Origin of the sequence: Microbispora sp. GKU 823 (assembly GCF_002027145.1) — a bacterium.
Classification (GTDB): Bacteria; Actinomycetota; Actinomycetes; order Streptosporangiales; family Streptosporangiaceae; genus Microbispora; species Microbispora siamensis.
The window spans coordinates 100,014-123,393 of the sequence record NZ_MWJN01000012.1 but is presented as its reverse complement, the minus strand read 5'-3'; the positions used below and the strand labels follow the sequence as shown (position 1 = coordinate 123,393).

Genomic DNA, 23,380 nt, shown 5'->3' with positions numbered 1-23,380 from the left:
CGACGGCGGCCACCCCCGCGACCCGTCACCCAGGCGCTGGCCGCGACCGGCGCGTCCGCGGCGCTGGCCGCCTTCGCCTGCCGGAGCGGTGAGACCACCGGGCGGCTGGGCGCCGCCGCGATGATCGCCGGCTACCTCGCCACCGCCGGAAGGGCCCAGGCGGCGCTGCGCACCGACCCCGACCCCGAGCAGGTGCGGCAGGCGGTGCGGATGAGCATCCTCGGCCTGATCCCGCTGCAGGCGGCCGCGGTGGCCGGGCGGGGCAGGCTCGCCCAGGCGGCGGCGCTGCTGGCCGCGCTGCCGGCCGGGCGCTGGCTGTCGGCGAAGGTGGCCACGTCGTGAGCGTGCTCATGAACTGGGCCTACTGCACCAACGGCTTCCGCGACCATCCGCTCGACCAGACGCTGGAGGTGCTCGCCGACCTGGGCTACACCGGCGCGGCGGTCAGCCTCGACCACGGGCACCTCATGCCCGGCGCCTCCCCGGCGGAGGTCGGGCGGATCGCGGCGCTGGCGGGGCGGCTCGGCCTGGCCCTCGCCGTGGAGACGGGCGGCCGTTTCACCCTCGACCCCCGGCGCAAGCACTTCCCGACCCTGCTGCACGACGAGGCCGAGGCGCGCGTGCGCTTCCTGTGCCGGGCCATGCGGGTGGCGGCCGACCTCGGCGCCCCCGTGGTGCACCTGTGGAGCGGCATCCGGCCGCCCGAGGTGCCCGAGGACGAGGCGTGGGACCGGCTCGTACGGCAGTGCGAGCGCCTGCTCGCCGAGGCCGACACGGTGGGCGTCACGCTCGGGTTCGAGCCCGAGCCGGGCATGCTCGTGGCGGACCTCGCCGGTTACGAACGGCTGCGCGGCCTGCTCGGCGGGCACCCGAAGTTCGGCCTCACCCTCGACATCGGGCACTGCCGCTGCCTGGAGCCGTACGACGTGCCCGAGTGCGTCGAGCGGGCGCTGCCGCACCTGGTGCACGTGCAGATCGAGGACATGCGGCGGGGCGTCCACGAGCATCTCGAGTTCGGCGAGGGCGAGATCGACTTCCCGCCCGTGCTCGCCGCCCTAGACGGCTACGGCGGCCTGGTCGCCGTCGAGCTGGCCAGGCACAGCCACGCGGCGCCCGACGTGGCGCGAAGGTCGATCGAATTCCTGAGGAGGGCACATGACCTGGCTGGCGCGGGCCGTAGCGACGTTGAGCGCGACCCCGAGACCGTCTACGCGCTGTTCCCGCGGGCCGCGCGGGAGGGCGGCCCCGGCGCCCGCGCCGAGCTGCTGAGGGCGCTGGGGAAGGCGCTGCCGGACCCCGCGGCGGCCGTCATGAAGCTCTACTGGCAGGGCGACGCGGGGGAGCGGCTGGAGATCCTGGAGTCGCTTCCGCAGCTCGACCTCGGTCCGGCCGCTCTCCCGGTCGTCCACGACGCCCTGCGGACCAACGACACCCGGCTGGTCGCCGCCGCGCTCGGCCCGTACGGCTCGGCCTGGCTGGACGACCACGCCTTCCGGCAGGGCGTGCTCAAGTGCGTCTTCATGTCCGTCCCGCTCGCGTCGGTCGAGGGCCTCGGCCGCCGGTTCGACGAGGAGCTGCGGCGCATGCTCGCCGACTTCGCCGCCGAGCGCCGCGCGGCCGGGCGTCCCGTTCCCCCCGACGTTCTCGAGAGGCTCTGATTCCGATGAGGATCTTCGACCCCCACGTCCACATGACGTCCCGCACGACGGACGACTACGAGCGCATGTACGCCGCCGGGGTCCGCGCCGTCGTGGAGCCCGCCTTCTGGCTCGGCCAGCCGCGCACGAACGTCGGCAGCTTCCTCGACTACTTCGACGCGCTGCTGGGCTGGGAGCCCTACCGCGCCGCGCAGTACGGCATCCGCCATCACTGCACGCTCGCGCTCAACCCCAAGGAGGCCAACGACCCGCGCTGCGCCGGCGTGCTCGACGAGCTGCCCCGCTACCTGCTGAAGGACTCGGTGGTCGCGGTCGGCGAGGTGGGCTACGACTCGATGACCCCGGAGGAGGACCGCGTCTTCGAGGCCCAGCTCGCGCTCGCCGAGGAGCACGGCCTGCCGGTGCTCGTGCACACGCCGCACCGCGACAAGGCGGCGGGCACCCGGCGCACGCTCGACGTGGTCAAGGGCATGGACCCCGGCATGGTGCTGGTCGACCACCTCAACGAGCTGACCGTCGGCATGGTCCACGAGGCCGGGTGCTGGATGGGCTTCTCGATCTACCCCGACACGAAGATGGACCCCCAGCGGATGGTGGCGATCCTCAAGGAGTACGGCACCGAGCGGATGATCGTGAACTCCGCCGCGGACTGGGGGCGCAGCGACGTGCTCAAGACCCGCGAGGTCGGCGAGGCCATGCTGGCCGCCGGGTTCACCGACGAGGACGTGGACCGGGTGCTGTGGCAGAACCCGGTGGCGTTCTACGGGCAGAGCGGGCGCCTGTCGCTGGACGACGTCGAGTCGGGCGGCGACTACGAGGGCAACACGATCCTGCGCGGGACGCGCTGACCATGCGCCTGCTCCATCCCTCCGGTTCCGTCGTCCACCTGGCCTACTGCACCAACGTCCACCCCGCCGAGGACCTCGCCGGGATCCACGGGCAGCTGTCCGGCGTCGCCGCCCGGGTGCGGGCGCTGACCGGCGCGCCGGTGCTCGGCCTCGGGCTGTGGCTGTCGTCGGGCGCGGCGCGGGCGCTGCGGGCCGACCCCGGCGAACTGGCGCGGCTGCGCGCCCGTCTCGACGAGCTGGGGCTGGAGGTCGTCACCCTCAACGGCTTCCCCTACCAGGGCTTCCACGACCAGGTCGTGAAGCTCCGGGTGTACCGGCCCGACTGGGCGGAGCCGCAGCGGCTCGCCTACACCCTCGACCTGGCCGAGATCCTCACCGCGCTGCTGCCCGACGACGTGACCGAGGGCTCGATCTCGACGCTGCCGCTCGCCTGGCGCACCGGCTGGACGCCGGACAAGGCCGCGGCCGTCGCCGCCAACCTCGACGCGCTCACCCGGGGCCTGCGGGCGCTGGCGGAGCGCACCGGCAAGACGATTCGCGTCGGCTTCGAGCCCGAGCCCGGCTGCATCGTGGAGACCACCCCGCAGGCGGTCGAGCTGCTGAGCGGCACCGACCCCGCGTACCTCGGCGTCTGCCTGGACGCCTGCCACCTGGCCGTCGGCCTCGAGGAGGCCGCCGACGCGGCCGGCCTGGGGCTGCCGATCGTCAAGCTCCAGGTCTCGTCGGCCGTCGAGGCGCCGCCGGGCGGCCAGCGGGCGCTGGCGGCGTACGAGGAGGAGCGGTATCTCCACCAGACGCGCTGCGCGGCCGGGTACGCCGACGACCTGCCGGAGGCGCTGGCCGGGGGGCTCCCGGCGGACCTGCCGTGGCGCACGCACTTCCACATGCCGCTGCACGCCGCGCCCCCGCCGCCGCTCACCACGACCACTCCGTACCTGGAGGACCTGCTGGAACGCCTCATGGCCTCCCCGGGCGCGCCGCTCACCCGGCACCTCGAAGTGGAGACCTACACCTGGAGCGTGCTGCCCGGCCCGGTGGACGTCGCCGAGGGCATCGCCGCCGAGCTGGACTGGACCCGGCGGCGGCTCGCCGCCCTCGGACTTAAGGAGATCTGATGGCGCCCGTCGTCGTCGTGAACGTCGTCGGCCTGACCCCGCGCCTGCTGGCGCACATGCCGAACGTGTCCAAGGTCGGCGCCGCCGCGTCGCTGCGGCCCGTGCTGCCCGCCGTGACCTGCTCGGTGCAGGCCACCCTGCTGACCGGCACGATGCCGCGCGACCACGGCATCGTCGGCAACGGCTGGTACTTCCGCGACCTGGGCGAGATCTTCCTGTGGCGGCAGCACAACCGGCTGATCCAGGGCGAGCAGCTGTGGGACGCGGTGCCCGGGATCCGCACGGCCAACGTCTGCTGGTGGTACGCCATGGGCGGCTCCAGCGACTTCATCGTCACCCCGCGCCCGATCTACTACGCCGACGGGCGCAAGGAGCCCGACTGCTACACCAGGCCGCCGTCGCTGCACGACGACCTGGTGGCCGAGCTGGGCGAGTTCCCGCTGTTCACCTACTGGGGACCGACGGCGAGCATCACCTCGTCCAAGTGGATCATCGCGGCCGCCCGCCGGATCCTCGCGAAGGAGCGGCCCGACCTGCTCATGGTCTACGTCCCACACCTCGACTACGACCTGCAGCGCTTCGGGCCCGACGCGCCGCAGGCCGTCGCGGCGGCCCGTGAGGTCGACGCCGCGCTCGCGCCGCTGCTGCGGGAGGACGCCACCGTGGTCGTGCTGTCGGAGTACGGCATCACCAACGCGTCCCGCCCGGTCGACGTCAACCGGGCGCTGCGCCGGGCCGGGCTGCTGGAGGTCTACACCCAGGACGGCATGGAGTATCTCGACCCCTGGGCCTCGCGGGCCTTCGCGGTCGCCGACCACCAGGTCGCCCACGTCTACGTGCGCGACCCCGCCGACCTGCCCCGCGTACGGGACATCGTGGCCGAACTGCCGGGCGTGGACGAGGTCCTCAACCAGGAGGGCAAGGCGAAGTACGGCCTCGACCACGAGCGGGCCGGTGACCTCGTCGCCGTGGCGGAGCCGGACGCGTGGTTCACCTACTACTACTGGCTGTCCGACGACCGGGCGCCCGACTTCGCGAAGCTCGTGGAGATCCACCGCAAGCCCGGATACGACCCGGCGGAGCTGTTCATGGATCCCAACGACCCGCTCGTGAAGCTGCGCGCCGGCACGGCGCTGGCCCGCAAGAAGCTGGGCATGCGCTACATGATGTCGGTCGTGCCGCTCGACCCCGAGCCGGTGCGCGGCAGCCACGGCCGCCTGCCCGACGCGGCGGCGGACGGGCCGGTGCTGCTCGGCCCCTTCGACAGGGACGCCTACGCCGCGACCGAGGTCAAGGGTCTGCTCACGCAGCTGCTGAAGGGCTGAGCCTCTGATGTGAAGACGGCCGCCGTCCCCCTCGGGGGCGGCGGCCGTCCGGCGTTCTGAGGGGGCCGCGGGGCCGCGTGCTCACTCGACCGAGAAGACGTGGTCGCTGATCAGGCGGGTCGCCCCGATGATCCCGGCCGTGTCGCGAGCTCGGACAAGACGATGGGCAGGTTGCCGGTCGCCAGCGGCAGCGAGCGCTGGTAGACGACGCTGCGGATCTCCGCGAGCAGCGCGTGGCCCAGGCCGGCCACCCCGCCTCCGATGATCACCAGGCCGGGGTTGAAGAAGCTCACCAGCGAGGCCAGCACGATGCCCACGTGCCGTCCGCCCTCGCGGATCATCCGTACGGCGGCGGCGTCACCCGAGGCCGCCGCCGCGGCGACGTCCTCCGCGGTCAGCGTGCCCTCATGGGCGAGCCGTTCCGCGAGGAAGGGGGAGTCGCCCGACTCCGCCGCGGCCCGGGCGTCACGGGCCAGCGCCGCGCCGCCGAAGTACGCCTCGAGGCAGCCGGTGTTGCCGCACGTGCACAGCGGACCGTCGTCGGACACCCGGATGTGGCCGATGTCGCCGGCGCTGCCGGTCACCCCGCGGTAGATCTCGCCGTCGACCACGATGCCGCAGCCCACGCCGGTGCCGATCTTCACGAGCAGGAAGTCGCCGACGGCCCTGGCGAGGCCCGCGTGCAGCTCGCCGAGTGCCATGATGTTCACGTCGTTGTCCACGAGCACCGGGCAGCCGAACTCGCGGCTCAGTGTCTCCCGCACCGGGAAGCGGTCCCAGCCCGGCATGATCGGGGGCGAGACCAGGGTCCTGTCGAGGAAGCTCACCGGGCCGGGGACGCCGATCCCGACGCCGTGGATCTCGGTCGTCTCGCCGGTCCGCAGCTTGCCGACGAGCTCGAGGGCCTGCTCCAGCACCGCCTCGGGGCCGTCCCGCACGTCCGCGGGCTTCGACAGGTGGCCGAGCACCTCCAGCTCGCCGTTGGTGACCCCCACGTCGATGGACGTGCGCCGATGTCGATGCCGACGAAACGCAGGTGTGAGGCGATCCGTACGATGCCCGACCGCCGGCCGCCCCGCGAGGCCGCGAGCCCGCCCGATTCGAGGAGGTTCAGCTTGGTGAGCCGGTCGAGCTCGAGCGCGAGCTTCGACGGTGACAGACGGGCCACCTCGCCGAGTTCGGCGCGCGAGCGCGCGCCGTCCTGACGCAGGAGGCGCAGGATCCGCGCCTGGTGCGGGTTCTCGGGGCGAGCCGTCATTCGCTTCACGCCGCTCTTCTGGTCGGGGAATCGGGTGCGTGCCAGAAGTGACTGTACTTCTGCTCTGACTACAACAACTTTATTACAGCGAACCCTTACTTTTTGCCCTACAGGTGAAAAGTTTCTGAGAATCTTGCGTTCCTGACGGCTTTGTTGAGCAGTGTTCCGATGCGTGACCATCCGTGCTCCCTCGGTGGCGGCGAGGTTCCCCGCTTCCCGGCGGACACGCCCCGCGCCGGTGCGGGACCCGGGCGTACGGGCCGGTAGCTTTTCCCCATGGACGGGATTGCGGGTCGTCATGTGGTCGTCGTCGGCGGGGGCATCGCGGGTCTGGCCGCGGCGCTGCACCTGAACCGGGCCGACGCCGGCCTGCGGATCACAGTGCTGGAGGCGGCGCCGAGAGTCGGCGGCAAGCTGTACGCCTCGCAGGTGGCGGGAGTGGAGGTCGACGCGGGCGCCGAGTCGATGCTGGCGCGGCGGCCGGAGGGCAAGGAACTGGCCCGGCTGGCCGGCCTCGGAGACGACCTGGTGGACCCCGGCACGACCCGGGCCGCCGTCCTGTCGCGCGGGTCGCTGCGCCCGCTGCCCCGGCAGCAGGTCATGGGCGTCCCCTCGGACGTGGTCGCCCTCGCGCGCTCGGGCATCCTGTCGCCGGGCGGCCTCGCCCGGGTGCCGCTCGACCAGTTCCTGCCGCCCACGCTCGTGACCGGCGACGTCTCCGTCGCGGCGTACATCCGGGCCCGATGGGGAGCGAGGTCGTCGATCGGCTGGTCGAGCCGCTGCTCGGCGGCGTGTACGCGGGCCGGGCCGACATGCTGTCGCTGGACGCCACCATGCCGCGGATCGCCGCCGTCGCCCGCACCGAGCGGTCGCTGCTGCAGGCGGCCAGGAGCATCACCGCGGAGGCCCCCGCGGACGCCGGGCCGGTCTTCACCACGCTCAGGACCGGCCTGGGCGCGCTGCCCGAGGCGGTGGCGAAGGAATCCGGCGCGCAGATCCGCACCGGCGTCACCGTGCGCGACCTGATCCGCACGCCGGACGGCTGGCGGCTGGTCACCGGTCCCACCAGGGACGAGGAGACGATCGACGCCGACGCCGTCGTCCTGGCGGTCCCCGCGCGGCCCGCCTCCCGCCTGCTCGAGCGCGAGGTGCCCAAGGCGGCGGCCGAACTGGCCGGGATCGAGTACGCCAGCATGGCGATCGTCACCCTCGCCTACCCCAGGACGGCCTTCCCCGAGCCGCCGGAGGGCAGCGGCTACCTCGTGCCGCCGGTCGAGGGCAGGCCGGTCAAGGCCGCGACGTTCAGCAGCGTCAAGTGGCCCCACCTGGCCGAGGCCGACCGCAACGTCGTGATCGTGCGGTGCTCGCTCGGCCGCCTGGGCGAGGAACTCGTGCTCCAGCGCGACGACGCCGAGCTGACCGCCCTGGCCATGAACGAGATGGCCGAGATCATGGGCGTACGGGGCCTGCCGCTCGACACCCGGGTGACCCGCTGGAGCGGTGCGCTCCCGCAGTACGACGTGGGCCACCTCGACCGGATCGCCCGCGTGCGCGCCGCGATCGCCGGGCAGCCCGGCCTCGCCGTCTGCGGCGCCGCGTACGAGGGAGTCGGCATCCCGGCCTGCGTCGCGACCGCCCGCACCGCCGCCAAGCTCGTCATCGAGCACCTGCGGGACGCCCACGGCGCACCGGCCTCCGAAGCCTGACCGGCCGCGTGGACGCCGGCCGCCGGAGCGCCTGATCGCGGCACCCGGCGGCCGGACCACCGCCTCCTACCGGCAGAATGGAGGCATGACGGAGCCTGCCCCGCGGCCCAAGGCACGCGATCTCAACCTGGTCATCCGATACACCATGTGGTCGGTCTTCCGGCTGCGCGACCAGCTTCCCGCCGCCCGCGAGAGCGTGGCCGACGAGGTCGAGGAACTGCTCGCGCAGGCGGCCGGCAAGGACGTGACGACCCGAGGCTGCTACGACGTGGCCGGGTTCCGCGCCGACGCCGACTTCATGTTCTGGTGGCACGCCCCCTCGCCCGAGGACCTGCAGGAGACCTACACCCGCTTCCGCCGCACCGCCCTCGGGCGCGCGAGCGAGCCGGTCTGGTCGGCCATGGCCCTGCACCGCCCGGCCGAGTTCAACAAGTCCCACATCCCGGCCTTCCTCGCCGAGGAGGAGCCCAGGGGCTTCGTCTGCGTCTACCCCTTCGTACGGTCCCTGGAGTGGTACCTGCTGGAGGACTCCGAGCGGCGCAGGATGCTCGCCGAGCACGGCAAGATGGCCCGCGACTACCCCGACGTGCGGTCGAACACGGTCGCCTGCTTCGCGCTCAACGACTACGAGTGGATGCTGGCCTTCGAAGCCGACGAGCTGCACCGCATCGTCGACCTGATGCGTCACCTGCGCGGAGCCGAGGCGCGGCGGCACACCAGGATCGAGATCCCCTTCTACACCGGCACCCGCAAGCCGGTCAGCGAGCTCGTCGCCGCACTGCCCTAGCGATCGCCGGCTGGGCCGCCGGGGACGCCGCCCGGGGCGCCCGTCCCCGTCAGAAGCCCGGGAAGAGGGAGCGCAGGTCGTCCAGCACCACCGGGCCCCTGGTCGTGACGGCGTCGACGCCGGGACGGTTGCGGCCGTAGGCGAGGCGCAGGACGGCGTCGGCGGTTCCGGTGACCGTGGCCACGGGGTCCGCCGGTTCCTCCGGGCGGATGCGCGGTTCCTCTCCCAGGTCGAGACAGACCGTGCGCCGCAGGTCGGTCAGCTCCACGGCCACCCGGGCAGGAGCGAGGCGGCGGAGCGTGCCGCGGTCGTGGAACCGGCTCGTGACCAGGTCGAGGCGTTCCCACAGCAGGCGCGCCTCCTCTTCGGGGACGGTCGCGCCGGGGTCGAGGGCCACGGCGACGTCCCAGCCGTGCACCGACTGCTCCGACAGGCGGTAGCCCATGTAGACGGAAACGCCGATCTGTCCCGCGAAGTACGGGATCTTCATGGTGGTGCGCTCGGCCGCGTCCAGGGAGTCCAGCAGGCCCAGGTGCCGGGCGTCGGCCTCCCGCCACGCCGCTCTCTGACCGAGCGGGGGCAGCGCGTCCCAGCGTGCCCAGACCGGCAGCATCTCCTCGCGGGTCGGACCGGTCATGTCCCCGGCCCTGCCCCGCTCCACCAGCCTCGCGCTGATCTCCGCGGCGCTGCCCAGGTGAGACAGCACCTGGGCGATGCTCCAGCCGTCCGCGTAGGACGGCTGCTTCAGCTCCTCCTCCGAGAGTCCGTCCACCAGCGCGGTCAACGACCGCGAGGCGGCGTGCAGCGCCGCGAGCCGACGGCCGGTGTCCTGCGTGGTCTCCACGGTGATCACTCCTTTAGGCGTCGCTTCCGGATAGAGGCTCAGCGGCCGGCGGAAGGGCCGGCCGCTGAGCGGTGCCGGGCGGGAAAGGGTCAGACGGCCCAGCGGCCGCCGTCGACGTGGAGGGTCGTCCCGTGGACGAAGCTCGCCCGAGGCGAGGCCAGGAACGTGATCGCCTGGGCGATCTCCTCCGGGGAGGCGGGACGGCCGGCGGGCAGGGTCCGCGCGAGGGCCTCCAGGTCCTCGCCCATGGGAGCGGTGCCCTCCGTGCGGGTCGGGCCGGGGCTCACCGCGTTGACCCGCACGCCCCGGGGGCCGAACTCGGCGGCCCACGACTTGGTGAGGAACACGATCGCGGCCTTGCTGGAGCCGTACAGGCTGTAGCCGGAGTGGCCGTACTCCGCCACCATCGTGGTGACGTTGACGATCGCGCCCCCGCCGCGCCGGGCCATGGCCGGGGCCAGCTCGGCGACGAGGAAGAACGGGGCCTTGACGTTGACGCCGTAGACCCCGTCGAAGTCCTGCTCGGTCATGTCCGTCGTGGGGGCGAAGGGGTAGACGCCGGCGTTGTTCACCAGCACGTCCACATGGCCCAGCAGCTCGGTCGCGCGCCGCGCGAGCGACCGTGCGGACGCCTCGTCGCGCAGGTCGGCCGCGACGAAGTGCGCCCGGCCGCCTTCCGCGAGGATCTCCTCGACCGCCTGCTTGCCCTGCTGCTCGTCGCGGCCCGACAGCACCACCTCGGCGCCGAGCCGGGCCAGCGCCAGCGCGGTCACCCGGCCGATTCCCTTGGTGGCCCCCGTGACCAGAGCGCCCTGTCCGGCCAGCTCTGCGGTCGTCACTTCTACGGTCATCACGTTCATCCCTGGTTCGTTCGGTTCGTCGCCGGCCGCCGGATGCGGCGGCCGGCGCTTCGAAGGGTTGAAAGCCCGGATCGGCGGGGAACTTCCAGTCCGCCCATAGCCGTCGCTTATGCCAGCGATCAGCCGTTTCTTGGGCGGTGCTCAGACCCGCTGACCGCGCAGGGTGTTTTCGAGTTCGCGGGCGAGTCCTCCCGCGACGTTCTTGGCGTCGCCGAAGAGCATGAGGGTCTTGTCGAGGTGGTAGAGCTCGTTCTCGACGCCGGCGAAGCCGGCGCTCATCCCCCGTTTGACGACCATGACCGTCCGGGCGGCGGCCACGTCGAGGAGCGGCATCCCGTAGATGGGGCTGTCCGGACGGGTGCGGGCGGCGGGGTTGGTGACGTCGTTGGCCCCGGCCACCAGCGCGACGTCGGCCTGCGCGAAGTCGCCGTTGATGTCGTCCATGTCGGCGATGCGGTCGTACGGCACGTCCGCCTCGGCCAGCAGGACGTTCATGTGGCCGGGCATGCGGCCCGCGACCGGATGGATGGCGTAGCGTACCCGGGCCCCGTTGCGTTCCAGGATCTCGCCGACCTCCCGGACCTGGTGCTGGGCCTGGGCGACCGCCAGCCCGTAACCGAGCACCACGATGACCTCTCGCGCGGCCGCGAGCAGCCCGCGATGATCAGCGCCTTGTTGTCCAGGACGAAGCCCATCGCCGCGCCGGACAGACCGGCGTACGAGTTGAGCAGCGAGATGACGGTCGGCATGTCGGCGCCCCCGATGGGCACCACCAGCAGGATCCCGAACAGCGCCGACAGGGCGATCAGCACGGGGAACAGCGTCGTCGTCGCCGGCGAGACCACCAGCAGGAGCCCGACGACCACGGCGGCTGCGAACAACAGCAGATTCAGCGCCTGCCGGCCGGGGAAGACCGTGGGGCGGCCGGGCAGGATGCCCTTGAGCTTGCCGAATGCCATGAGGCTGCCCGTGAAGGTGACGAACCCGAGGACGACCGCCCTGGGCGGCCGCGGCGTCGAGCACGACCGAGCCGGGGCGCATCGCCCGCACCATGTCGCCGGTGACGAGGACGGGGGACCGCCCGCCCTGGACCTGCGCGGTGGCGATCACGATGTCGGCCGCCGCGACCTCGCCGGCCAGCAGCTCGCGCTGCCGTGTGTGGAACGCCTCTCCCCGCGCCCGGGCGTACCCGCCCGCGGTCTCCGCGGACGCGGAGTCGAGCGGGAGGTCCACGAACGTCCCGCCGACGCTCTTCACCTGGTCCCTGGCCGCAGCCCGGACGTCGTAGGCGTGGACGACGGCGCCCAGCCTGCGGGCCGTCGCGATCGCCTACAGCCCCGCCACTCCGGCGCCGAGCGCCAGGACCCGCGCCGGGGGGATGGTCCCGGCCGCGGTCGTCATCATGGGCAGGAGCTTGTCGATCCGGGCGGCCGCGATCAGCGCCGCCCGATATCCGGCGACGGCCGACTGCGACGAGAGCACGTCCACCGCCTGGGCTCGGGTGAGGACGTCTGCGCCGAACGCCTCGGCCCTGGTGCCCACGCGGGCGCCCGCCGAGACGTACGCGGCGTCGGGATGGCTCGCCCGTTCCCCGGCGCCGTGCTCGACGACGATCTCATGGCCCTGCCCGGCCAGTGTCCGTGCTTCGCCGGGTGCGAGAGCCACGCGGGTTTCCCTCGCGGTTGTGTCCTGTGGCACGCCGATTCGCATCAATGCCGTCCTTTCTCGCATCGAATTGGGAACGGCATTTCAGCGGTCGCCGAGGGCCAGGAATCCGCCGTCGGCGGCGAGGGTGACACCGGTGATATAGCCGGCCCTCGGCGAGGCGAGGAAGACGATGGCCTCGGCGATCTCCCGTGCCGAGCCCAGGCGGCGCATGGGGACCTTTCTCCCCAGCTCCTCGAAGGCCTCCTCGCCGATCATGTCGACCACGTTGTCGGTCCTGACGTGGCCGGGGGCGACGGCGTTGACCCGCACACCGCTGCCGGCGAACTCGACGGCCCACGCCCGCGTGAACGCCTCGATCGCGGCCTTCGTCCCGCCGTACGCGGAGGCCGCGGCCATGCCGCTAAGGGCCGCGATCGAACCGACGTTGACGATGCTGCCTGCGCCCTTCGCCACCATGGCCCTGACCAGGGCCGCGGTCAGGAAGTAGGTGCCGCGGACGTTGGTGTCCATCAGGGTCGCGAACGCGTCGAGGCCCTGCTCGAGGGTCGGGGCGAACGGGAAGGCGCCCGCGTTGTTGACGAGGACGTCGACCTCTCCGGCCGCCCCCGCGAGACGGCGCACCGAGCCGAGGTCGGCGAGGTCGGCGGCGACGAACACGGCGCGCCCGCCGGCGGCCTCGATGGCCGCCACGGTGTCCGCGCCCTTGGCCGCGTCGCGGCCCGAGACGACGACGAACGCGCCTTCGGCGGCGAGCAGCAGTGCGGTCTCGCGGCCGATGCCGGACGTGCTGCCGGTGACGAGCGCGGTCTTATTCGTGAACTGCATAGGGAAACACCTTTTCTTTCGGGATCTTCTCGATGTGTCCTGCGGCCGGTTTTCACCGGCTGCCGACAGGGACAAGTTCCCGTGGAATCGAGGAATTCCGGAACGGCGATGTGCGCGTCTTATCGCCGCCATAAGAAAAGGCGTGGGGGATTTACGTGTTCTTTCTTCCGGGGGCGTCCCCGGCGCGGGAGAGGCCCGGCCCGGGCGGGGCCGTGAGGAGGCGGTCGGGCCACACCGGGGGCGGAGGACGCAAGGGACATTTCGGTGGATCTTGCGCGAAGCGTCGGAAACGGTCTTGGCGCCTCGAAGTCTTTGCCATACTGTGACGAAGGATCGACGTCTATGTGAGGCAGAGTGGCAAGCGGGCTGGCACGTTCCAGGGGGCGCCGCCGCAAGAGGCGGGCCCGTTCGCACGTCGTCGAGGTGTCCATCGGGGTGGCCGCCTTCGCCGTCGGAGCCGTCGCGATCGCCTGGCCGCTGTCGCGTTCCGACGCGGCCCCCGGCCACGTGGTCGCCGCGCCCACGCCGCAGGCCTCCCCGGCCGGCGAGCTGACCGTCGCCAGCGTCGACACCGACAAGAAGGCGACCAAGAAGCGGGACAAGAAGTCGGCCGAGACTAAGGCGTCGGGACCGTCGAAGTACACCGACACCACGGCGGAGGCCTACTTCCGCAGCAGGTGGAACGACAAGACCGCCAAGCGGGTCAAGGACATCCGCACCACCGGCCGCTACCTGCGCATCTACACGAACCTCCCCGAGAACGCCGACAACTCCAAGGCCGCGATCACGCTGTGCAAGCGCGGCCTGGAGTACCTGGCCGAGCGGGGGGAGGCCAACCCCGTGGTGTTCGTCCAGTCCAGGTTCGGCGAGAACGGCAACCCCGTCCTCGCCAACGTCCTCGGCCCGGACGACGACGACTGCCGGGTCACCTACCCCAAGCCGAAGAAGTAGGCGTCATCCGGCCGGCTGCAGGGTCAGGCAGACGGAGTTGATGCAGTACCGGTCGTCGGTCGGCGTGGGGTAGCCCTCGCCGTGGAACACGTGCCCGAGGTGCGAGTCGCAGCGGGCGCAGCGGACCTCCACCCGGCGCATGCCGAGTGAGTCGTCCTCGTGCAGCGTCACGGCGTCGGACTCGGACGGCTCGTAGAACGACGGCCAGCCGCAGTGCGACTCGAACTTGGTTTCCGACCGGAACAGCTCCGCCCCGCAGGCGCGGCAGGAGTAGACCCCGACGATCTTGGTGTCCACGTACTCGCCGCTGAACGGGCGCTCGGTCCCCGCCTGCCGGAGGACCCTGTACTCCTCGGGGGAAAGCTGCTCGCGCCACTCGGCGTCGCTCTTGATGACCTTCTCCATGGCTCACCACCCTGCCTTCGGCGGCCCCTCGCGGGGATTACGAAGTGAGGAACTCCACGGACGCCCGGGATCTTCCCCGCACGTGTTCGCGGGTCGAGGCATCCTTTCCCGGGTCCGCCTGCGTCTTCACAGACGAGGGGGTTGATCGCCGTCACCCGCGCGGGGGCGGTCACCCGCACCGCCGTCAGGGCGGCGAAGCACCCGACCCGTGCTGGACGCCGCCGGACGGTGAGAGGAGGCCGCCCGCGGGCGGCCGTGTGGTCCGTCCCGTCGCGTGCGGCGCCGTCCGAACGCGAGCGCGCCGTACGCGAGCACGAGCCTGCGCCGGAAGAGCGCGGCCGTGGGAGCGCCCGGTCCGGCCGCCGTCGGCAGCCCGGGACGGACCCCCTCCTCCCTGGGTAGGGTCACGTGCATGGCTTCGCCGTACATCGAGATAGAGGTGGGTGGCCGCACGGTCAAGGTCACCAATCCAGACAAGGTCTACTTCCCGGAGATCGGCGCCACCAAGCGCGACCTGGTGGAGTACTACGTGAGCGTGGGGGACGGCGTGCTGCGCGCCTGCGGGAGCGGCCGACCTACCTCAAGCGGCACCCCGACGGCGTCGGCACCGAGGCGATCTACCAGAAGCGGATGCCCCGGCATCCCGACTGGATCGAGACCGTCACCGTGCGCTTCCCCAGCGGGCGCACCGCCGACGCGTTCTGCCCGACCGAGGTGGCCGCCATCGCGTGGTGCGCCAACCTCGGCACGATCGACTTCCACCCGTGGCACGCCCGCCGCGCCGACCTCGACCACCCCGACGAGCTGCGCATCGACATCGACCCACAGCCCGGCACCTCCTTCGAACAGGCCCGTACGGTGGCCTTCACGGCCAAGGAGATCCTCGGCGAGCTGGGCATGACGGGCTTCCCCAAGACCTCGGGCAGCCGCGGCATCCACGTGAACGTGCGCATCGAGCCCCGCTGGACCTTCACCGAGGTGCGCTACGCCGCGATCGCCTTCGCCCGCGAGGTCGAGCGGCGCTCGGACCTCGCGACGAGCGCCTGGTGGAAGGAGGAGCGGGGGGAGAAGGTCTTCATCGACTACAACCAGAACGCCCGCGACCGCACGGTGGTGGCCGCCTACTCGGTCCGGGCGCGGCCCGACGCCCGGGTCTCCGCCCCCGTGACGTGGGAGGAACTGGCCGACTGCGACCCGCGCGACTTCGACATCAGGACGATGCCGGAGCGGTTCGCCAAGCTGGGCGACGTGCAGCGGGCGATCGACGACCGGGCCCACGACATCGGCACGCTGCTGGAGTGGTACGACGCCGACGACCGGGGCGACATGCCGTACCCGCCGAACTACCCGAAGATGCCCGGCGAGCCGAGGCGCGTGCAGCCGAGCAAGGCGAGGCCGTCTTAGCGCCGACACGAATCCGGGGCGGATTCATGTCGAATCGGCATGCTTCGTATCTGGGAAGACATTCCCTCCCAGATCGGGCTGATACGTGGTAGCGCACCGACTCGGCTCTGGTGGTATGTAGCCACCGGCAACACCGGTCCGCTGGCCGTGGCACTGAACGCCAAGGCCGCCCACTACCTGCTGCCTGGACTGTCCGGGCACAATTGGGCTGTGGAACGTCACGAGTTCGGTGCCGCGGTGCGCCAGTTGCGGGAGAGTACGGCGCCTGCGGCTGTCGGGCTACCGATCGGCCGTCGGCGGGTGCGAGGGTTGCGGCGGGAGGAGCTCGGCGAGCTCGCGGGGATGTCTGCGGACTACGTACGCCGGCTGGAGCAGGGGCGCAGCCATCCGTCGGCCGGGGTGGTGAACGCCATCGCCCGTGCGTTACGGATCGGACGGGCGGAGTACGAGCGGCTCTGCGCGCTGGCCGGGTACGCCGCTGCGGACGGGCAGGTGCCGAACGAAGTCGGTCCGGGTGCGATGCGGCTGCTGGAGCGGTTCACGGACACTCCGATGTTCGTCTCCGATGCGGCGATGAATCTCGTCGCCGTGAACAGTGCGTTCATGGCCCTGGGACATTGGGATCTCACCGGGGACCCGTGGGAGTGGAACATCGCCTGGCGTACGTTCTGCGACCCGTTCAGTGGTTTCAAGCAGTCTGCGGATGACGCAACCGATCATCAGGCGGTCCTGGTTGCCCGCCTGACGAGCGCGCTGTTGCGCTACCCCGCCGACGCGTCGCTTGCCGCGCTGGTGGACGAGATGCGGAGCCGAAGCCGCCTGTTCGACACCTTGTGGCGCACGCCGCGACCGGTGGCGGCCTACGAGAGCAGTGCCGCGTTCATTCATCCGGACGGCGGCTCCGTTACGCTCGTCGGCAGCCTGCTCACCATCCCGGGCGACGATCTGGCGGCTCTGATGCTCACCGCGGCGCCGGGCTCGGCCGATGCGGCGCGCCTGGCTGAGATCGTCGGCGTCGGCGGGGAACCGGCCATCATCAAGGTGGGCCAGCCTGGCCCAGGCTAACCGCGCCGGATCCTGCGAAGTTGAGTGACGTCTCCAGCAACCGCGGATCCAGTGGCTGCCTCCGGGCAGCTTTGGTGACGCGGGGCTGGACGCCTTCGCAACTCGAAGCAGGCCGCAGGGTCACCTCTGCGCCGGAATCGCTTCAGTTCGAAGCACTTGGCGGCACTCACAGAGGCAGGTTCTGCAATGAAGGCAGTGCGTTTTCACGAGTTCGGCGGTCCTGAGGTACTGCGTTACGAGGACGTGGCGCAGCCCACCCCCGGAGTCGGTCAGGTCCGGATTCGCGTCGCCGCGACGTCGTTCAACGGCGTCGACGGCAACATCCGCGCGGGCTTCATGCAGGGCCCGATCCCGGTCGAGCTTCCACACACTCCCGGCATCGACGTCGCCGGCACGGTCGACGCGCTCGGTGACGACGTGGACGACGTCGCGGTCGGCGACCGGGTCGTCGGCCTCCTGCCGATGACGGGACCCGGGGCGGCCGCGGAGTATGTGATCGCACCGGCGGAGATCTTGACGGGGGCGCCCAAGAACATCCCGTTGGCCGACTCGGCGGCGTTGCCGCTGGTGGGTCTGACCGCGTGGCAGGCGCTGTTCGACCACGGCAAGCTGACCGCCGGTCAGCGGGTGCTGATCAACGGCGCCGGCGGAGCGGTCGGCGGATACGCGGTGCAGTTGGCCAAGGAGGTCCGTGCCCACGTGATCGCCACGGCGAGCCCACGTAGCGCCGAGCGTGTCAAGGCCGCCGGTGCCGACGAGGTGATCGACCACACCACCACCGACGTGACCGCGGCGGTGACCGAGCCGGTCGACCTCGTACTCAACCTCGCGCCGGTCGCCCCGGAACATCTGGCCGCGCTGGTCACGCTGGTCCGTAACGGCGGCACCCTCGTCAACACCACCGTCTGGATGCCCGCCCCTTCCGACGAGGAGCGCAGTGTGCGCGGCATCGACCTGTTCGTCCGCAGCGACGCCGACCAACTCGCCGACCTGGCCGCTCGTGTCAGCACCGGCGAGTTGCGCGTCGACGTCGCCCAGCGGGTGGCGCTGGCCGACCTGCCCGCACTCCACGCCCAGGCCGGCGCGGGCGAGCTACCGGGCAAGACCGTCGTCCTCGCGCCCACGGCCTGACACGCTCACCAGGAGAAGCAGTCATGTCTTCGTCCTTGGATCCCGAGATCGCCGAGGCGCTGGCCCCGATGGCCGATGCGATGGCCGAGGCCACACCACCGGGAGTGGGCGACATCGAGGGGCGCTGGTCACAGTGGCGGCACCGCCATCAAGCCCGAGCCCGACGAGCCCAGTACAAACGACGCCTCAACGCCGAACTTCAGCCATGATCCCGAACGGCGGCTGCCGTACTAGACCGGGATAGCGCAGGGCTAGCGCCCTGCTGGGCGGGGAGGTGGGTGCCCGTGACCCGGCGGGTGACGTTTTTGTCCGCCTGTCTCTGCTCTTGATCGGCTCTTGCATTCCCGCCCGGTGTCCCTGGAGACGGGTGCGGGGATGGTCCTGGCGAGCGCTCGCCGACGGGGGAGCGGGCGCTCGTCCCCGGGCAAGACCGCACACGGACGAACCTGGAACACCCGAAAAGCCTCGCCCTCGCACCGCTGCCGAGGGCGGGGCCGTTTTGCACAAGACCGAGCGGGGGGAGACACCCGGATGTGCCTGAGCTGCGGCTGCGGCGAGCCTGACGACGACCACGGGAATCCCGACCACATCACCTGGACGGATCTGCGGAAGGCCTCCAGGGCCGCGGACATCAGCCCGGAGCAGGCCGCCGACAACATCAGGTCCGGGATGGAAGCCCTCGGCACGCCACCTTCCTGACGCCGGGCCGTTTTCCCCCGACCGGAACAGGTGGAAGCCGCCGCCAGACCGATATGTATGGAGAGTGACCAAGTGACAACACCGGTCAAGAGGATCACGATGTCCAAGCCGTTCTGCGCCCTCGCGGGCGTCGGCCCGTACGCCCTGGCCAAGGCCAACGAGGTGTACGAGGACATGGCCGTCCGCGGCCGCAGGATCGTGAGCAGGATGAGCCGGGAGGCCGCCCAGGAGTTCGAGGAGACCGCGCACGAGCTGGAGGACATCTCCAGGACCGCTCGCCAGCAGGAGAGGCAGGAGCGGGAGAGGGAGACCGTCGGCCAGACGACCGGCCGGGCCCGCGCCACGACGTCCCGGACCTGACGCGCGTCGCGTCCGTCTCGCCACGAGCGAGGCACGCGCCTCCGGTCACGCCGCCGGGCACCCCGGAAACCGATCGGAACGCGGAGCGGCCCCGCCTCTCTCGATCTCGGGAGAAGCGGGGCCGTTCTGGCGCGGCCGGAGAGTGCGCATTCCGGGGGTGTGCCCGGCGTCAGCGCGACCGCGGCCACACGTCGTCGTAGCGGTAGCCCAGCTTCTCGATGTCGAGAACGGCCGCGACCGTGTCGCCGTACCGGGGCAGGCGGCTCTCCTCTGTGACGTTCCCGTACGCCGACCGCACCGGGGCCTTCGGATGGCGGGAGCGCCACATGTGCCACAGCAGGTCGCCGAAGCAGGCGACGACCCAGTACAGGGGGTCGTTCGGGGCGACGGGCTGGGCCAGGTCGCCCCCGATGCCCATCAGCACCGCGCCGATGTGGATCTCCAGTTGCATGTTGAACACCTGGAAATCCGGATTTTTCAGCATGTTCGCGATGAGATCGGGCGAGGCCCATGGGGGAATCTTCCCGCCGTCGGCGTAGGAACGGCGGAGCGGATGAACCCGCGGGACTTTGGCGGTCCACCCGGCGAACGCGCCGTCGAGCACGGCCTGATCGCGCTTCGCACTGCCGTTTCCGCCGAAATACGCCGTGGACAGCACCGCCGAGCGCTCCGGCGCCCGACCGTCGAGGGGCCAGTCCCAGTACGGCACACATACGGCCGGATCGACACGCCGGAGCGCCCGCTCGAATTCCAGAAGGTATCTGCGCTGCCAGGGCAGGAAGAAGCCGTTGGCGTGGGTGACGGTGAAGTCGTCCGCGTAGGCCTTGACCAGCGCGTCGTAGGTCCCCCGCGCCTTAAGCACGCGCACCGCCCCGACGAACGCCTCCCACTGCTCGGTACTCATGTCGCCGACCCGTCGGCGGGTGCTCATGTCGCCGACCCGTCGGCGGGTGCTCATGTCACCGACCTGTCGGCGGGTGGTCATGCCGTCGGCCCGCCCGCTGGTGGTCGTGTCCCCGGCCCGCCGGCGGCCGGCGGCGGGGCCGGGTCCGCGTGCGCCGCCGTCCCGCGCACCCCCCATGCGATCGCCGCCGTGCCCCACACCGCCGATGCCAGCATCTCCCGCCTGCTCGGCCCACGCATTTCCGCCCCCCGAATATCACCGGATTCCGTGGCCTGTTCCGATCGGCGGAAAGATTAGAACGACGAGGCCGCCGGACCGCCGCATTTGGCGCCGTGTCGGCCGTGGTCGTGACGGCGGTGGGCACGGGGCGTCGCGGCGGCGTTGTCGGTGCGGTGTGCCACTGTAGGAAGCGTGCGCCGCATCCACCCCTTCACCGAGGACGAGCCGGACATCCCCGCCGCCTACGCCTACCCGCGCGACCACTGGCTGCGCCTCAACATGGTGGCCAGCGCCGACGGCGCGGCCTGGGTCGAGGGCCACTCGGAGGGCCTGTCCGGCCGGGCCGACAAGCGGATCTTCGGACTGCTGCGCGGCCTGGCCGATGTGGTGCTGGCCGGGGCGGCCACCGTCCGCACGGAGGGATACCGCCCGGCCCGCCCGCGCGAGTCGTGGCGGGCGCTGCGGGAGGGCAGGCCCCCGGCGCCGCCCATCGCCGTCGTCACCCGCCGCCTCGACCTCGACCTCGGCAGCCCGCTGTTCACCGAGGCGGAGCCGTATGCCCGGACGATCGTGATCACGACGGAGTCGGCGCCGAAGGACCGCCGCGAGGAGGCGGCCGGGAGGGCCGACCTGATCGTCGCGGGCGACGAGCGGGTCGATCTCGCGACGGCCGTGAGCGAGCTGCGTGACCGAGGGCTCGGCCGCGTCCTGTGCGAGGGCGGCCCCCGGGTGAACGCGCAACTCGCCGCCGGCGGCCTGGTCGACGAGCTGGCGCTGACCGTGAGTCCGCTGCTGGCCGGCGGCGACGCGGCGCGCATACTGGACGGCGTCGCGTCGTACACGCCGCTGACCCTCGCCCAGGTGCTCGAGGAGGACGGCTTCCTCTTCTGCCGATACATCAGGGAGGCGCAGGATGAAGCTTCCGGTTGAGCCGGAGATCCCCGACCTGGATCTGCCGGTCGTGCCGCCGATCGCGCCGATGCTCGCCAAGGCCGTCAAGGGGCTGCCGAAGCAGGACGGCACGCTCTACTACGAGCCGAAATGGGACGGCTTCCGCTGCATCGTCTTCCGGGACGGCGACGAGGTCTTCCTGGGCAGCAGGAACGAGCGGCCCTTCACGCGCTACTTCCCCGAGCTGGTCGAGGCCGTCAGGCGGGAGCTGCCGCCCAAGTGCGTCGTGGACGGCGAGATCGTGCTGATGAGGGGACAGTCGCTCGACTTCGACGCGCTGCAGCAGCGCATCCACCCCGCGCAGTCCCGGGTGCGGCTGCTGGCCGAGAACACGCCCGCGTCCTTCGTCGCCTTCGACCTGCTCGCCACCGCGACGGAGGATCTCATGGAGGCACCGTTCTCGGAGCGGAGGGCCCGGCTGGAGGAGATGCTGGCGGGCGCGGGCCGGTCCGTACGGCTCACGCCGGTCACCCAGGACGAGGGCCGGGCCGCCGAGTGGTTCGACGCGTTCGAGGGCGCCGGTCTGGACGGCATCGTCGTCAAGCCGGGCGACCAGCCGTACGTGCCGGACAAGCGCGTGATGTTCAAGGTCAAGCACGAGCGGACGGCCGACTGCGTGGTGGCGGGCTACCGCGAGCACAAGTCGGGGCCGGTCGTCGGCTCGCTGCTGCTCGGGCTCTACTCGCCGGACGGCCGCCTGCACCACGTCGGCGTCGCGGCGTCGTTCCCGATGAAGCGGCGGGAGGAACTGGTCGAGGAGCTCGCGCCCTACCGGCTGGAGGACCTGAGCGAGCACCCGTGGGGACACTGGGCCGAGGTCGCGGCGGGCGGCGCCGAGGGCCAGCGCCTGCCCGGCGCCGTGTCACGGTGGAACGCCAAGAAGGACCTGTCGTTCATCCCGCTGCGGCCGGAACGGGTCGTCGAGGTGGCCTACGACCACATGGAGGGCGACCGGTTCCGGCACACCGCCCAGTTCCGCCGCTGGCGCCCCGACCGCACCCCCGCGTCCTGCACCTACGAACAGCTCGAACGCCCGGTGAGCTACGACCTCGACAAGATCCTCGCCCGCTGACTGCCAGGCCGTCAGCCGGCCTGACCGTCAGCCGGCCAGGGCGCGGACGGCGGCGGTGACGACGACGGCGACCGCGACGATCACCAGGAACGGCGCGCGCAGCAGCAGCGCGACGGCCGCTGCCGCGAGCCCGGCGGCCCGGGCGTCGACGACGAGCGTGCGGCCGTCGGCGAAGGTCTGCAGGGCGATCAGCGCCGCCAGCGCCGCGATCGGCACCAGCGCGGCCAGCCTGCGGACGAGCGGCCGCTCCAGCACCGCCGCCGGCACCGACAGACCGAGCAGCTTCACGGCGTAGCACCCGGCCGCCGTGACGACGATCGCGACCCAGACCATCACCGTCCTCCTCCGGGCGAGCGGCGGGCGAGGAGCCGGGATACGGCCAGCACGGCGGGTGCGGCGAGCACGGCCACCAGCACCGGCACGCCCGCGGGCACGAACGGCACGCAGGCGAGGGCGAGCACGACGGCCAGCGCCGCCACCGCCGCCTCCTCACGCCGGAAGATCGCCCAGACGAGCGGGGCCCGGCCCGCCGAAGTGGCGGGCGGCGCGGCGTGCGTGTGTGCCGCGTCACCGGCCGGCCCGGGAGAAGCAGCGGGAGAAGCGGCAGCGGGATCGGCGGGAGGAGCGGCAGGGGGAGTGGCGGCGGGTGTGGCGGCGGGTGTGGAGGAGGAGCGGGCCCGGAGCATGGGCAGGAGCAGGGCGAGGAAGACGGCCGGGCCGGCGGCGTCGAGCCCCCAGGCCGCCGGATCGCCGAGCGCGGAGGCGCCCAGCGCGCCCAGGAACGTGGTGACGTTCCATCCGGCGTACAGGCTGACCCCGGTGACCGTGAACCCGAGCCGCGCGAGGCGCCGGTCGGGCTGGGCCAGGGCCACGGCGGAGGTCTCGTCGATCACCCACTGCGCGGCGAGCGGGCGGACCGCGGCGGGGAGCCCGAGCAACTGCGACAGCCGCAGCCCGTAGAAGGCGTTCCGGACGCCGAGCAGCAGCGCCCCGGCCGCGGCGGCGAGCGGGTTCCCGCCGCCGCCGAGCGCGCCCACCAGAGCGAACTGGGACGCCCCGGTGAACACGAACAGCGACAGCACGCAGGTCTGGACGACGGTCATCCCCGCACCCGCAGAGGTGACGCCGAACGCGAAGCCCGACAGGCCGACGGCCGTGCCGACCCCGAGGGCGTCCCGCACGACCGCCCCCCGGGGCTTCGGCGGCAGGCCGGCCTGCACTGGTGTCGTGGTCACCCGCCCGAGGGTAACGAAGTGTGCAGGAATGTCCCCTATGGGGGTAAGTCGGCCGAGTTCGCGCCGCCGACCCGCACGGCACGCAGGTCC

General features: G+C 72.1%; 23 protein-coding genes and 4 pseudogenes. 16 read left to right on the top strand and 11 right to left on the bottom strand.

The genetic code is table 11. The features are described from left to right. From B1L11_RS46650 to B1L11_RS09665, 5 genes and pseudogenes are all read left to right on the top strand, one after another. Positions 1-342, top strand: a pseudogene (locus B1L11_RS46650) (hypothetical protein); the annotation flags it as partial. Beyond that, a complete protein-coding gene (locus B1L11_RS50210; RefSeq protein WP_256862374.1) occupies positions 339-1,658 on the top strand; it encodes an EboA domain-containing protein in 1,320 nt (439 codons plus the stop codon). The pseudogene B1L11_RS46650 and the gene B1L11_RS50210, both read left to right, overlap by 4 nt. 5 nt (positions 1,659-1,663) lie before the next feature. Then, positions 1,664-2,506, top strand: coding sequence for a TatD family hydrolase (locus B1L11_RS09675; RefSeq protein WP_079314161.1), 843 nt, complete (start codon positions 1,664-1,666; stop codon positions 2,504-2,506). 2 nt (positions 2,507-2,508) lie between these two features. Then, positions 2,509-3,621: a metabolite traffic protein EboE gene (gene eboE / locus B1L11_RS09670; protein ID WP_079314160.1), complete on the top strand. Its 1,113-nt coding sequence runs from the start codon at positions 2,509-2,511 to the stop codon at positions 3,619-3,621. Then, complete coding sequence (locus B1L11_RS09665; RefSeq protein WP_079314159.1) at positions 3,621-4,946, top strand: alkaline phosphatase family protein; 1,326 nt, start codon at positions 3,621-3,623, stop codon at positions 4,944-4,946. Before eboE ends, B1L11_RS09665 begins: the two co-directional genes overlap by 1 nt. Positions 4,947-5,056: 110 nt before the next feature. Here the strand turns inward: B1L11_RS09665 and B1L11_RS09660 are convergent, their stop codons facing one another. Next, positions 5,057-5,941, bottom strand: coding sequence for an ROK family protein (locus B1L11_RS09660; protein ID WP_256862373.1), 885 nt, complete (start codon positions 5,939-5,941; stop codon positions 5,057-5,059). Between the two features lie 539 nt (positions 5,942-6,480). Here B1L11_RS09660 and hemG point away from each other — a divergent pair. Together hemG and hemQ are read left to right on the top strand one after the other, a co-directional pair. Further along, a pseudogene (gene hemG, locus B1L11_RS09655) lies at positions 6,481-7,910 on the top strand (protoporphyrinogen oxidase). Between the two features lie 85 nt (positions 7,911-7,995). Continuing rightward, the gene (gene hemQ, locus B1L11_RS09650; protein WP_079314158.1) at positions 7,996-8,697 is read left to right on the top strand and encodes a hydrogen peroxide-dependent heme synthase; all 702 of its coding nucleotides are present in this window, start codon (positions 7,996-7,998) and stop codon (positions 8,695-8,697) included. Positions 8,698-8,746: 49 nt separating this feature from the next. Here the strand turns inward: hemQ and B1L11_RS09645 are convergent, their stop codons facing one another. The 6 genes and pseudogenes from B1L11_RS09645 to B1L11_RS09620 all read right to left on the bottom strand — a co-directional run bounded on the left by B1L11_RS09645 (position 8,747) and on the right by B1L11_RS09620 (position 12,894). Next, the gene (locus B1L11_RS09645; protein ID WP_179155054.1) at positions 8,747-9,541 is read right to left on the bottom strand and encodes a maleylpyruvate isomerase family mycothiol-dependent enzyme; all 795 of its coding nucleotides are present in this window, start codon (positions 9,539-9,541) and stop codon (positions 8,747-8,749) included. A gap of 89 nt (positions 9,542-9,630) precedes the next feature. After that, a complete protein-coding gene (locus tag B1L11_RS09640; RefSeq protein WP_079314172.1) occupies positions 9,631-10,392 on the bottom strand; it encodes an SDR family NAD(P)-dependent oxidoreductase in 762 nt (253 codons plus the stop codon). 150 nt (positions 10,393-10,542) lie between these two features. Further along, positions 10,543-11,007, bottom strand: a pseudogene (locus B1L11_RS50205) (NAD(P)(+) transhydrogenase (Re/Si-specific) subunit beta); the annotation flags it as partial. Then, positions 10,893-11,360: an NAD(P)(+) transhydrogenase (Re/Si-specific) subunit beta gene (locus B1L11_RS50200; RefSeq protein WP_256862377.1), complete on the bottom strand. Its 468-nt coding sequence runs from the start codon at positions 11,358-11,360 to the stop codon at positions 10,893-10,895. The gene B1L11_RS50200 and the pseudogene B1L11_RS50205, both read right to left, overlap by 115 nt. 91 nt (positions 11,361-11,451) lie before the next feature. Next, positions 11,452-12,111, bottom strand: a pseudogene (locus B1L11_RS50195) (NAD(P)(+) transhydrogenase (Re/Si-specific) subunit alpha); the annotation flags it as partial. Between the two features lie 39 nt (positions 12,112-12,150). Next, entirely contained in the window at positions 12,151-12,894 is a 744-nt protein-coding gene (locus B1L11_RS09620; RefSeq protein ID WP_079314156.1) for an SDR family NAD(P)-dependent oxidoreductase, read from the bottom strand. A gap of 354 nt (positions 12,895-13,248) precedes the next feature. Between B1L11_RS09620 and B1L11_RS09615 the strand changes: the two genes are divergently transcribed. Beyond that, on the top strand, positions 13,249-13,845 hold the full coding sequence (locus B1L11_RS09615; protein WP_079314155.1) for a hypothetical protein: 597 nt from the start codon (positions 13,249-13,251) through the stop codon (positions 13,843-13,845). 3 nt (positions 13,846-13,848) lie between these two features. On the opposite strand, the gene msrB is transcribed toward B1L11_RS09615, so the two are convergent. After that, a complete protein-coding gene (gene msrB, locus B1L11_RS09610) occupies positions 13,849-14,250 on the bottom strand; it encodes a peptide-methionine (R)-S-oxide reductase MsrB (protein ID WP_079314154.1) in 402 nt (133 codons plus the stop codon). A 408-nt stretch (positions 14,251-14,658) separates the two neighbouring features. Here msrB and B1L11_RS09605 point away from each other — a divergent pair, with 408 nt between their 5' ends. The 6 genes from B1L11_RS09605 (at position 14,659) to B1L11_RS09585 (ending at position 18,909) form a co-directional block, all read left to right on the top strand. Next, entirely contained in the window at positions 14,659-15,654 is a 996-nt protein-coding gene (locus B1L11_RS09605) for a DNA polymerase domain-containing protein (RefSeq protein ID WP_372974657.1), read from the top strand. A gap of 39 nt (positions 15,655-15,693) precedes the next feature. Continuing rightward, positions 15,694-16,719 (top strand): helix-turn-helix domain-containing protein, encoded by a 1,026-nt coding sequence (locus B1L11_RS09600; RefSeq protein WP_218670998.1) that lies wholly within the window; start codon positions 15,694-15,696, stop codon positions 16,717-16,719. Positions 16,720-16,905: 186 nt separating this feature from the next. Then, complete coding sequence (locus B1L11_RS09595; RefSeq protein WP_079314152.1) at positions 16,906-17,850, top strand: NADP-dependent oxidoreductase; 945 nt, start codon at positions 16,906-16,908, stop codon at positions 17,848-17,850. Between the two features lie 23 nt (positions 17,851-17,873). Then, positions 17,874-18,059 carry a hypothetical protein gene (locus B1L11_RS09590; RefSeq protein ID WP_079314151.1) on the top strand — a complete coding sequence of 62 codons (186 nt, stop codon included), beginning with the start codon at positions 17,874-17,876 and terminating at the stop codon, positions 18,057-18,059. 322 nt (positions 18,060-18,381) lie between these two features. Then, positions 18,382-18,549, top strand: coding sequence for a hypothetical protein (locus B1L11_RS46645; protein ID WP_179155052.1), 168 nt, complete (start codon positions 18,382-18,384; stop codon positions 18,547-18,549). 72 nt (positions 18,550-18,621) lie between these two features. Continuing rightward, positions 18,622-18,909, top strand: a complete 288-nt coding sequence (locus B1L11_RS09585) for a hypothetical protein (protein WP_143737152.1) — start codon at positions 18,622-18,624, stop codon at positions 18,907-18,909. 169 nt (positions 18,910-19,078) lie between these two features. Here B1L11_RS09585 and B1L11_RS09580 read toward each other — a convergent pair whose 3' ends face one another. Continuing rightward, the gene (locus tag B1L11_RS09580; protein ID WP_143737151.1) at positions 19,079-19,990 is read right to left on the bottom strand and encodes a tyrosinase family protein; all 912 of its coding nucleotides are present in this window, start codon (positions 19,988-19,990) and stop codon (positions 19,079-19,081) included. Between the two features lie 234 nt (positions 19,991-20,224). Here B1L11_RS09580 and B1L11_RS09575 point away from each other — a divergent pair, with 234 nt between their 5' ends. Both B1L11_RS09575 and B1L11_RS09570 read left to right on the top strand, forming a co-directional pair. After that, the gene (locus tag B1L11_RS09575; RefSeq protein ID WP_079314148.1) at positions 20,225-20,962 is read left to right on the top strand and encodes a pyrimidine reductase family protein; all 738 of its coding nucleotides are present in this window, start codon (positions 20,225-20,227) and stop codon (positions 20,960-20,962) included. 16 nt (positions 20,963-20,978) lie between these two features. Beyond that, positions 20,979-22,055 carry an ATP-dependent DNA ligase gene (locus B1L11_RS09570; RefSeq protein WP_079314171.1) on the top strand — a complete coding sequence of 359 codons (1,077 nt, stop codon included), beginning with the start codon at positions 20,979-20,981 and terminating at the stop codon, positions 22,053-22,055. 27 nt (positions 22,056-22,082) lie between these two features. Here the strand turns inward: B1L11_RS09570 and B1L11_RS09565 are convergent, their stop codons facing one another. Continuing rightward, the gene (locus tag B1L11_RS09565; protein ID WP_079314147.1) at positions 22,083-22,391 is read right to left on the bottom strand and encodes an AzlD domain-containing protein; all 309 of its coding nucleotides are present in this window, start codon (positions 22,389-22,391) and stop codon (positions 22,083-22,085) included. Further along, positions 22,388-23,290: an AzlC family ABC transporter permease gene (locus tag B1L11_RS09560; protein WP_079314146.1), complete on the bottom strand. Its 903-nt coding sequence runs from the start codon at positions 23,288-23,290 to the stop codon at positions 22,388-22,390. Before B1L11_RS09560 ends, B1L11_RS09565 begins: the two co-directional genes overlap by 4 nt. Positions 23,291-23,380 lie beyond the last annotated feature (90 nt).

Excerpts from the sequence above, each read along its gene's own strand:
- B1L11_RS09675 (WP_079314161.1), top strand. The coding sequence starts at position 1,664 with ATGAGGATCTTCGACCCCCACGTCCACATGACGTCCCGCACGACGGAC.
- eboE (WP_079314160.1), top strand. The coding sequence starts at position 2,509 with ATGCGCCTGCTCCATCCCTCCGGTTCCGTCGTCCACCTGGCCTACTGC.
- B1L11_RS09665 (WP_079314159.1), top strand. The coding sequence starts at position 3,621 with ATGGCGCCCGTCGTCGTCGTGAACGTCGTCGGCCTGACCCCGCGCCTG.
- hemQ (WP_079314158.1), top strand. The coding sequence starts at position 7,996 with ATGACGGAGCCTGCCCCGCGGCCCAAGGCACGCGATCTCAACCTGGTC.
- B1L11_RS09640 (WP_079314172.1), bottom strand. The coding sequence starts at position 10,392 with ATGACCGTAGAAGTGACGACCGCAGAGCTGGCCGGACAGGGCGCTCTG.
- B1L11_RS50200 (WP_256862377.1), bottom strand. The coding sequence starts at position 11,360 with ATGGCATTCGGCAAGCTCAAGGGCATCCTGCCCGGCCGCCCCACGGTC.
- B1L11_RS09620 (WP_079314156.1), bottom strand. The coding sequence starts at position 12,894 with ATGCAGTTCACGAATAAGACCGCGCTCGTCACCGGCAGCACGTCCGGC.
- msrB (WP_079314154.1), bottom strand. The coding sequence starts at position 14,250 with ATGGAGAAGGTCATCAAGAGCGACGCCGAGTGGCGCGAGCAGCTTTCC.
- B1L11_RS09600 (WP_218670998.1), top strand. The coding sequence starts at position 15,694 with ATGCTTCGTATCTGGGAAGACATTCCCTCCCAGATCGGGCTGATACGT.
- B1L11_RS09595 (WP_079314152.1), top strand. The coding sequence starts at position 16,906 with ATGAAGGCAGTGCGTTTTCACGAGTTCGGCGGTCCTGAGGTACTGCGT.
- B1L11_RS09590 (WP_079314151.1), top strand. The coding sequence starts at position 17,874 with ATGTCTTCGTCCTTGGATCCCGAGATCGCCGAGGCGCTGGCCCCGATG.
- B1L11_RS46645 (WP_179155052.1), top strand. The coding sequence starts at position 18,382 with ATGTGCCTGAGCTGCGGCTGCGGCGAGCCTGACGACGACCACGGGAAT.
- B1L11_RS09580 (WP_143737151.1), bottom strand. The coding sequence starts at position 19,990 with ATGGGGGGTGCGCGGGACGGCGGCGCACGCGGACCCGGCCCCGCCGCC.